The sequence below is a fragment of the Odoribacter sp. N15.MGS-14 genome, from assembly GCF_000980245.1.
GTDB classification, from domain to species: Bacteria; Bacteroidota; Bacteroidia; order Bacteroidales; family Marinifilaceae; genus Odoribacter; species Odoribacter splanchnicus.
The window spans coordinates 1-4,350 of record NZ_LARE01000117.1; the positions used below are offsets into that span (position 1 = coordinate 1).

Below are 4,350 nucleotides of genomic sequence, written 5' to 3' on the forward strand. Positions count from 1 at the left end.
AGCACCTGCTTCCTGCATGTGATAACCGGAAATAGAGATAGAGTTGAACTTCGGCATATTCTTGGACGTATATTCGAAGATATCGGCGATGATCTTCATCGAGAATTTCGGCGGGTAAATATAGGTATTACGCACCATAAATTCTTTCAGGATATCGTTCTGAATGGTTCCGGACAGCTGCTCCAGGGTAGCTCCTTGTTCCAATCCGGCAACAATATAGAAAGCCAGCACCGGAAGCACGGCCCCGTTCATGGTCATAGATACGGACATCTTATCCAAAGGAATCTGGTCGAACAGAATCTTCATATCCAGGATAGAATCGACAGCCACACCGGCTTTCCCGACATCACCGATCACACGCGGGTGGTCGGAGTCGTATCCACGGTGAGTAGCCAGGTCGAACGCTACAGACAAACCTTTCTGTCCGGCAGCCAGATTGCGGCGATAGAAAGCATTCGATTCTTCAGCGGTAGAGAATCCGGCATACTGACGGATCGTCCAGGGACGCAAAGGATACATGGCAGAATACGGTCCACGCAAATAAGGAGGAATACCGGCAACATAATCCAGATGTTCCATACCTTTCAAATCATCGGCAGTATATACCGGTTTCACCGGAATCAACTCAGGGGTCGTCCAGTTTTTAGCGATGTGGTTGGCTTTTTCCCATTCAGCGGCGCTCATGGAAGCCTTTTCAGACGCTTTAATATTTATATCTTTAAAATTCGGTTTCATGTTTCAATAGTTAAAAAGTTACAGAGTTACCCGTTACTTTATTTAATACCTAATTTTACCTGGTAGCCTTTCAGTTCTTCCAGTACATTGTTCTTCACGTGGATATAGTTCATCAATCCTTTGGCTTCCAGTTCCGGACGGCTTTCAGGATTACCGGCAACCACAACAATAGCCTTGTCTTTCAGTTTTTCGAAAGCTTCGGGTGCAAATCCGGCATATTCATCGTCGGAGCTACACAGCACAACGATAGCGGCTTTATTGTCCAGACACGCCTGAACCCCTTCATCGACCGTCTTGAAGCCATTGTTATCTTTTACTTCAAATCCGGCACAAGCGAAGAAGTTACATGCAAACTGAGCCCGTGCTTTACGCATAGCCAGATTACCCATCGGAAACATATAGACAACCGGACGACCGTTTTTAGCCGAGAAAGCATCGGTTTTCAGGCGCATCGCCTCGAATGCAGCCGGTCCGCGGTAAGGTTTCAGGGTTTCGATTTCAGCGCCTTCGGCAGTTTCGTCTTCGGGTTCGAAGATGCAGGCACACAGCTGACGATCGATCTTTTCGTTGAAGTTAGGGAACTGGTTAACACCCACAAAGTTTTCTTTACGCTGAGCGATAGCCAGGTCACGAGCCTGGGCGGTAGCTTTCACAGCAGCCTGAACAAATCCTTTCTTCAATGCTTCGATATACCCTCCCTGCTCCTGAGTTTCCAGGAATAATTTCCAGGCAGCTTCAGCAATATTCTGGGTCAGTTCCTCGATATAATATGAACCGCCGGCAACATCGACGATCTTGGCAAAGTGCGACTCTTCTTTCAGCAACAACTGCTGGTTGCGGGCAACACGTTCCGCCACGTCGGAGGGATGACATTCGAAGGTATCGTCGAACGGATGAACGGTGAACGAATCGACACCGCCCAATACGGCCGACATCGTTTCGGTCTGAGTACGCAGCATATTTACGTTCGGATCGTATACGGTTTTATTCCACTCAGAAGTTTCTGCATGGATATTCATCTTACATTTGCAATCGCAAGACGGATTGTAGGCTTTCACGATGTGAGCCCACAAGTAACGGGCAGCCCGCAATTTAGCGATCTCCATGAAATACTTGGAACCGGTAGCGAAGTGGAAACGGATTTTCGGAGCCACTTCATCGATCTTCATTCCTGCATCCGTCAGTTTGTCCAGATATTCAACACCGGCAGCCAGTGAGAATCCCAACTCCTGAACGATAGAAGATCCTGAGTTATTGAAAACATATCCACCTACTTCAATGGTCTTGAAGTTTTTGTAGGCAGCCATTTTTTCAAGATTTACTTTTACGTTTTCGAAAGGTTTGTCGCAACAGTTCTTTCCTTTCCGGGTGAGAGCGGTCAACGGATCGACATTGATTCCCCCCTGTATTTTTTCAGGTGCAATACCTCTTTCTTCCACAACAGCCTTAAATGCATCCAGGATACTTCCTTTTTTACATCCGGCGACAAAGTTGATTTCCACACATTCCAGGCAGATGTCTTTCAGGAGGACTTCCATATCTGCTTTGGTAAATTCCTGGCATCCATTCAGTACAAAACCCAGTGAGTCCACACCGCGATTCAATACATCCAATGCTTTTTTATTTGCTTCAGCCAGATCTTCCACAACGATGTCCTGACGTACATACCAATCGTTGTTATCTTTTTTGTTACCTCTCACAAACGGGAATTCGCCGGGTAGACAATCCAGATTTTTCAGATCCTGCATATTCTCCAACCGGTACATCGGCTGAACATTAAAACCCTCATTGGTTCTCCATACAAGCTTTTTATTGAAATCGGCCCCTTTCAGGTCGACAGTGACTTTGTCGATCCACTCTTGCATTGTGTTCGGCGCAAACTCACTGAAAAGCTTACAATTTTCTTTTTCTGCCATAATTTATATATTTAACTGTAACTGTTTGTTTGAAAAAACGAACAAATTTAACCCTTTCAAAGGATTAAAAAAATTATTTAGTGCCTTTTTTCCGTATTTAGAACGTTTGTACCCCCGTCACTTTTATCCTTCCTCATTCAGGCGCCGATAAATACGTACGGTTCCGGCTTCTTCCGGATTACCGTTATCCCATATCTTTATCCGCAATTCATTTTGATCTACCGATTGCCATTCCCCGATCCCCAATTCATTTTGCCGGGTATCCAACTCTTCGCTAATCAGCTTATCGCCTTCTTTTTTCATCCGGAAACGTGTAACTCCACACCACAACTCATTTCCAAGCGTATCTTTCACGGAATAAAAACACAGGTTATAAATTCCGGCAGTCACCTCCATCTCATAATACAGCTGATTCGCTTCGTATCTCCACCGACCGACGAAAGGAGCCGCCAACCCGGGGGTCGCTTCGTCATCGGCAGGAGTCGTGTTTATTTTCCGGACCGGCAACTTCAACGCTTTTTCTGCAAGAGCGATCGTATCCCCGGAAACACCCGACCAACGTAAGACAGAGAAGTCCTTTACCAACTCTTTTTCATACGGCAGGGAGGTATCTTCCAGCAAAGTGGCATACTCGCTTATCGCCTGTTGAAACGATCCCGTCATCAATAAAGCATGTGCATAATTTATGCGTAAAGCGGAATTGGCCTCCAAATCATATTGCACGGTATCGTACAATTGCTTTACAAACCCGAACATTCCGACTTTTTCAGCAGCCCAAATCATCGGGACATCGATTTCATTCAACGTATGTCCCTCCGTTCGCATCAGGCCATCTTTATACCTGTCCAGCAATAATTCAACCAATCCGGTATTGCCGAGTTCGCTATAAGTTAAAATCCCCAACCGCATATCTGTAAAGTAATCGAAATCCAGATTCCCGATCACCCGATCCGGACGGGCCAGGTTATATTGGCACAGCGCATACTGATAATCACGCCGGTCCTGGATTGTATCCATTAATTCATCTCTGAAATTCTCCCATAGATAATTCAATCGTTTATTATTGACGTAAATCACATCACTGGAGGTGAGTTTTCCCTGCAGATTATTCAGTCCATCGAACAATTCATCGATAATCTCATACGATTGAACCAATTTTTCCTGTTTCTCATTAATCATCATCCCCCAAATCGCCATAGCACCGATTATCAGACAACTGACCAGCATATAAGAGAAAAAGGCAGTTACTTTCCGGATAATCCGCGATGTCTTCACAGACTTGCTAAATATTCTTTTTTTCCAATTTTCCACATTCCGGAAATCAAAAAAGACCTGTAAAAAATAGGAAAAGACCACGATGGGAAGTAATAAATAACTCCCTTCCCCAATGGCCTCCACCACATCCTGCCGATCGGTCAACGCCAGAGTCATATTATAAATAATCCGGATCGTTTCGATGAGAGCCAGAAGGACCATCAAACTGAAAAACACCAGCGATATCCGGACTGTTTTATAAAGAGGAAGCGCCTTCTTTTTCAGCCAGATTTTATATCCCAGGAACAGTAATAACAAGCCGTATAGCATAATTGAAGACGACCACGTAAAATCATCTTCGATAAAATCTTTGATAAACGGGTTATTCAACTCGATGGATAGCCACAAAGAAGGCAATGAAAAGACTAAAAAAGCAAAAGCCGAA

At 44.8% G+C, this 4,350-nt stretch carries 3 protein-coding genes; all 3 read right to left on the reverse strand.

From position 1 onward, the window contains the following. A partial coding sequence (locus WS34_RS14185) for a methylmalonyl-CoA mutase family protein (RefSeq protein ID WP_046405641.1) occupies positions 1-735 on the reverse strand: 735 nt, incomplete at its 3' end. A gap of 38 nt (positions 736-773) precedes the next feature. Next, a complete protein-coding gene (locus WS34_RS14190; RefSeq protein ID WP_022161306.1) occupies positions 774-2,651 on the reverse strand; it encodes a methylmalonyl-CoA mutase family protein in 1,878 nt (625 codons plus the stop codon). 123 nt (positions 2,652-2,774) lie between these two features. After that, positions 2,775-4,350, reverse strand: a 1,576-nt coding sequence (locus WS34_RS14195) for a hypothetical protein (RefSeq protein ID WP_046405644.1), incomplete at its 5' end; no start/stop codon positions are given.